At 72.9% G+C, this 4,573-nt stretch carries 4 protein-coding genes; 1 reads left to right on the top strand and 3 read right to left on the bottom strand.

The window, feature by feature from the left end; all coding sequences use genetic code 11:
- On the top strand, window positions 1-1,196 hold a 1,196-nt coding region (locus tag V8688_RS31385), incomplete at its 5' end, for a thioesterase domain-containing protein (protein ID WP_342802327.1).
- Window positions 1,197-1,238: 42 nt separating this feature from the next.
- Here the strand turns inward: V8688_RS31385 and V8688_RS31380 are convergent.
- The 3 genes from V8688_RS31380 to V8688_RS31370 form a co-directional block, all read right to left on the bottom strand.
- Entirely contained in the window at window positions 1,239-1,991 is a 753-nt protein-coding gene (locus V8688_RS31380; protein WP_316575827.1) for an alpha/beta fold hydrolase, read from the bottom strand.
- Window positions 1,992-2,214: 223 nt separating this feature from the next.
- Window positions 2,215-2,472 carry an HPr family phosphocarrier protein gene (locus V8688_RS31375; RefSeq protein WP_218721954.1) on the bottom strand — a complete coding sequence of 86 codons (258 nt, stop codon included), beginning with the start codon at window positions 2,470-2,472 and terminating at the stop codon, window positions 2,215-2,217.
- Between the two features lie 26 nt (window positions 2,473-2,498).
- On the bottom strand, window positions 2,499-4,565 hold the full coding sequence (locus tag V8688_RS31370) for a fructose-specific PTS transporter subunit EIIC (RefSeq protein WP_342802328.1): 2,067 nt from the start codon (window positions 4,563-4,565) through the stop codon (window positions 2,499-2,501).
- Between the last annotated feature and the right edge of the window lie 8 nt (window positions 4,566-4,573).

Below are 4,573 nucleotides of genomic sequence, written 5' to 3'. Positions count from 1 at the left end.
CGCCGGTGCTCGGCGACCTGGTCCGGCGGGCCGGGCGCAGGCCCAGCGGCGGCGCACCCGACGCGGGCGCGGTGCGCGCACAGCTGGCGCACCTGTCCGAGGCCGAGCAGGAACAGTGGCTCCAGAAGCACATTCTCGAGACCGCCGCCCGACTGCTCGGGCACGAGAGCGCCGACGCGCTCGACGCCGAGCGGGACTTCCTCGAGTCCGGCTTCGACTCGCTGGCCGCGATGGAACTGCGCACCACCCTCAACGCTTCCACCGGGCTGACGCTGCCGACCGCCGCGATCTTCGACCAGAAGACACCGGCGGGGCTGGCCCGCTTCCTGCGCGCGGAACTGGCCGCGGTCGCGCAGCCGGGGCAGCGATCGGGCACCGACGAATCGCTGTACGGGATGTTCCGTGGCGCGGTGCAGGGCGGTCGGGCCCGCACCGGCTTCGCCCTGCTGCGGGTCGCCGCGCAGCTGCGGGAGCGGTTCGCCTCGGCGGCGGACCTGGACGAACTCCCGGCGCCGACCCGGCTGGCGGCGGGTTCGGATCTTCCGCGGATCATCTGCATCAACCCGCCGCTGGCCACCGGCGGCGCGCACCAGTACGCCAGGGTCACCGCGCAATTGCGGGCCGGTCGCGAGGTCGTGGTGCTGCCGCCGATCGGCTTCGCGGCCGACGAGCCCCTGCCCGCGACCCCGGAGGCGGCACTGGAGACGCTGGCCTGCGGTGTCCTCGACGCGGCGCAGGGCGAGCCGTTCGTCCTGCTCGGGTACTCCTCGGGTGGGCTGCTGGCCTACCTCGTGACCGAGTACCTGGAGGCGGCGCAGGGTCCGGTGCCCGAGGGCGTCGCGATGATCGACACCTACCGGGTGCACGACGGTGGCGAATGGCTGCTGCGGGAGATGGCCGAGCACATGGTGTCGCGGGAGGCCGAGTTCGGCCGATTCGACAGTGCCCGGCTCTCCGGTATGGGCTGGTACGTCCAGCTGATGCAGGAGATGGTGCCTGGAACGGTCGCCACCCCGGCCCTGCTCATCCAGTGCGCGCAGTCGTTCCTGGCGAGCACGGCGGAGCGGCCGGACTGGCAGGCCAGGGCCTGGGATCCGGCGCACACGGTGGTGCCGGTCGAGGCCGACCACTTCACAGTCCTGGAGAGCGGGTCCGCCGATACCGCCGCCGCCATCGAGGACTGGCTGGGGTCCTGAACCGCGTGGCCGGGGGGGCGAGCGGCGCACCCGGCCACGCGGCTACCGCGACAATGCGCGGGCGCTGTGCTCGCGGATCAGGCGGCCGATGCCGTCGAGATTCGCGTCGAGGTAGAAGTGGCCGCCGGGAAAGGTCGTCGCGACGAAGTCGCCCGTGGTGTGGGTACCCCACGCCTGGATGTCGGCGAGCTGCGCGTCGGCGTCGCTCACGCCCGCGAGCGCGACGATCGGGCTCGCGACGGTGGTCTCGGGCGGGCACGTGTAGGTCTCGATGGCGCGGTAGTCGTTGCGCGTGATCGACAGGATCAACCGGCGGAACTCGGGATCGGCGAGCAAGGCAGGCGGGGTGCCGCCGAAGTCCAGCAGCTGGGCGGCCAGTTCCCGATCGCCCAGCAGATGCACGGTTCCCGGCTGCGGAGCCGAGGGGGCGCGGCGACCGGAGGCGAACAGCACGCGCGCGGTCGCGCCCGCCCGCTCCAGCCGACGGCATGCCTCGAACGCGACCACCGAACCCATGCTGTGGCCGAAGACGAAGAAGTTCTCGTCGCCGTCGACGGCTTCGATCAGCTCGGGCGCCAACCCGTCGACCAGGCCCGAGATGCTGTCGACGAGCGGTTCCTGCCGCCGGTCCTGGCGACCGGGGTACTGCACGGCGAGCACGTCGTAGTCCGTGCCGAGCGACTTGGCCAGCGGCCCGTACGCGAGGGCGGAACCGCCGGCGTGCGGAAAGCAGACCAGCTTCCGGGATTCCGCGCCCGGGGCGGGGGACAGGCGACGCAGCCAGCGAGTACCCATAGGGCAGAGGGCCTTTCGAGAGAACCGAAGTACGAGCTCCTCGAATGTACCCGGGAGTAACGCCGGTACGCCTGTCGGCGGCGGCTGCCGAACGCGGCGCGGCCACCCGGTCGACGGGTGGCCGCGCGGCTGCCGGACGGTCAGGCGTCGAGGTCGCTGGCGACCATCTCGGCGATCTTGTCCAGGGTCGGCTGGTCGTCGNGCCCCCGCGGCTGCCGGACGGTCAGGCGTCGAGGTCGCTGGCGACCATCTCGGCGATCTTGTCCAGGGTCGGCTGGTCGTCGCTGGTGATCACCACTTCGGCGCCCTGGCCCGCGCCGAGGGTCATGATCATCAGCGCCGAACCCGCGTCGACCGGGTCGCCGCCGACCAGCGCGAGGGTGACCGGAACCCCGGCCGCGCCGACCGCTTCGGCGATCAGGGCGGCGGGACGGGCGTGCAGGCCGACCGAGGAGCCGACGGTGACGGTGGTGCTGGCCATGGGATATCTCCTTGTGGGTGAACGGGTTACGCGGTGGTGAGGACGGGGGACACGGACTGCTTGCGGGTGAACTCCTTGGCGAGGGTGACGCTGAGCGCGGCGACCACGGTGCCCGCCAGCAGCGCGAGCACGAACCAGGCCAGGTGCCCGATCGCGAAGAACACGAAGATGCCGCCGTGCGGTGCGCTCAGCGTCACCCCGGTCGCCATCACCAGGCCGCCGGTGACCGCGCCGCCGAGCATCATCGAGGGCAGCACGCGCAGCGGGTCGGCCGCGGCGAACGGGATCGCGCCCTCGGAGATGAACGAGGCGCCCAGCAGCCAGGCGGCCTTGCCGTTCTCCCGCTCGGCTTCGGTGTAGAGGCGCGGGCGCACGGTGGTCGACAGCGCCATCGCCAGCGGCGGGACCATGCCCGCCGCCATGACCGCGGCCATGATCCGCAGCGTCGCGGTGTCGGTCACCGACAGGCCCGCGGCCGCGAAGGAATAGGCCGCCTTGTTGACGGGCCCACCGAGGTCGAAGCACATCATCACGCCCAGGATGACACCGAGCGCGATCGCCGAGGTGCCGGACAGGCCGTTGAGCCAGTCGGTGAGTCCGTTGGTCACGGCGGCCAGCGGCTTGCCGAGCAGGACGAACATCGCGACGCCGACGATCAGCGAGGCGAGCAGCGGGATCACGACCACGGGCATCAGGCCGCGCGCCCACGTCGGTACCGGCAGCTTGCCGACCCACAGGGCCGCGAAACCGGCGACCAGACCGCCGACCAGACCACCGAGGAACCCGGCCCCGACGAACACCGCGATGGCGCCCGCGGTGAAACCCGGTGCGAGCCCGGGCCGGTCGGCGATCGCGAAGGCGATGTAGCCGGCCAGCGCGGGCACCAGGAAGCCGAAGGCGAGTGCGCCGATCTGGAACAGGACCGCGCCGAAATAGGTGGCCAGGCCGCCGTCGGGCAGGTCGGTGATCGAGTTGTTCAGCACGATGTCCTTCGCGCTGTCGGAGATCTCGTACCCGCCGAGCAGGAAGCTCAGCGCGATCAGCAGACCGCCCGCCGCGACGAACGGGATCATGTAGCTGACGCCGGTGAGCAGGATCTGCCGCAGCCGGGTACCCCAGCCGATCCCCTTGGCCGCCGCGGCCGCCGGTGCCGGTGCCGACCCGCCGACCGTGGCCGCGCCCGGCGTGGCGCTCGCCGCCACCGCCTCCGCGATCATCGTGTCCGGTTCGTTGATGGCCCGCTTGACGCCGGACTCGACGACCGGCTTGCCCGCGAACCTGCCTCGATCCTTCACGCCCACGTCGGTCGCGAAGATGACCGCGTCGGCCGCGGCGATGGTGGCGGGATCCAGCTTGTCGCCGCCGCTGGAGCCCTGGGTCTCCACGGCCACATCGACCCCGGCGCGCTCGCCCGCGGAGACGAGGGAGTCGGCGGCCATGTAGGTGTGGGCGATGCCGGTCGGACAGGCGGTGACCGCGACGATCCTCGGCCGCGCCCCCTCGGCCGCGCTCCCGGCGGAAGTCTGTGCGGCGCCGACTGTTCCGGCGGTCGCAGTGCCAGTCGTTGCGGCCGAGACCGATTCGCCCGTCGGAGCGGCGATGGCTGTGGCCGAGGATGTTTCGGCGGCCGGTGCGCCTGTGCCGGCTGCGGTGGCAGTGCCAGGGGCGGTGCTCGCGGCCGGGGAGCCACTGGTGGAGTTACGGGCATCGGGTGTCTGTGGCGCGGTGGCGCCCGTCGCGATGGTGGTGCCCGGTGCCGGGGCGGGCGGTGGGTTGATGACACCGTCGACCAGGGCGACGATGTCGGCGGGTGTCGCGGCTGCTCGCAGGTCGGCGACGAAGGCCGGGCGGACGAGGGCGCGGGCCAGCGACGACAGCAGTTTCATGTGCTCGGCGCCCGCTCCCTCGGGCGCGGCGATCAGGAACACCAGGTCGGCGGGGCCGTCGGGGGCGCCGAAGTCGACGCCGGGGGAGAGGCGGGCGAAGGCCAGGGACGCGGTGGTGACGGCGGCCGCGCGGCAGTGCGGGATGGCGATGCCGCCGGGGAGCCCGGTGGCCGACTGCGCTTCCCGGTCCAGCGCCGCCCGGCTCACCGCGTCGG

Origin of the sequence: Nocardia sp. No.11, assembly GCF_038752175.1 — a bacterium.
Classification (GTDB): domain Bacteria; phylum Actinomycetota; class Actinomycetes; order Mycobacteriales; family Mycobacteriaceae; genus Nocardia; species Nocardia canadensis.
The sequence above is the reverse complement of the archived record's forward strand: the minus strand, read 5'-3'. Positions and strand labels throughout refer to the sequence as shown.